Genomic DNA, 1,013 nt, shown 5'->3' with positions numbered 1-1,013 from the left:
GGCCACCACCGCGACCGAAGGAGACAAAACACTCACAAGTGGAACCATCACAGCGACCGATATCGACTCTGGTGACACCGCTAGCTTCACCTCCCCTCAGGTTGACGGTTTCACGCTAAACAAGGACGGCAGCTATACCTTTGATCCAACGCATCCGGCCTACAACGGCTTGGCAGATGGTGAAGCTCGTAAAATTACGATTCCAATTACCGTCACCGATAGTGCCGGCGGACAAGACACTCAACACCTTGTTATTACGGTGACAGGCACCAATGACCGTGCCGTAATCACCGGCACAGATACAGGCGCTGTAACAGAAGATCTGAACCCATACGCAAGTGTAAACGGTAATTATGCCTATAAACTGGAGGCGCAAGGGCATATCACGGCGATAGACCCTGATTCAGGCGAGTCCGGCTTTGACTTTTCGACACTCGTGTCCGCGCCGACGCATCCTGAGTGGGCGCCATATACCTCCGCCTTGGGTGGCCAATTAACCATCGATCGCGGGAGCAACTGGCATTACTACATCGACAATCGCAAACCGGAAATCCAGTCGTTGGGGGATGGGCAGACCCTGACAGATACGGTGCAGATCGCCTCGAAAGACGGCACAACCCATACCATCACCATCACGATTCATGGCACTAACGATGCGCCGACCGTTGGCTCTGCCGTTACGCTTACGCAAGGAACAGAAGACACGGCCTATACCTTGCACGCCCGCGATTTATTGGCCAACGCCAGTGATATCGACAAAAACGATGCCGGGCAATTGCATGTTGCGAACCTCAGTGCCGACCATGGCAGTATCACAGACAATCACGACGGTACTTACACCTTCACACCAGACGCAGACTACAACGGCTCGGTGCAATTTTCTTACGAAGTACAAGATGCTCATGGCGGCAGTACGGTAGCGAGCGCTTCACTGGATTTGGCAGCGGTAGCGGATGCGGCTGTCATTACCGGCCAAGATACGGGCTCTATCACCGAAGACCGCAATGTTGGGC

1 protein-coding gene is annotated in these 1,013 nt (G+C 54.1%); it reads left to right on the top strand.

Going from position 1 to position 1,013, the window contains the following annotated elements; genetic code table 11:
• A partial coding sequence (locus A3750_RS17255; protein WP_156498680.1) for a VCBS domain-containing protein occupies window positions 1-1,013 on the top strand: 1,013 nt, incomplete at both ends.

Source organism: Oleiphilus sp. HI0079 (genome assembly GCF_001635105.1).
This window is presented reverse-complemented; position numbering and strand designations above follow the sequence as displayed.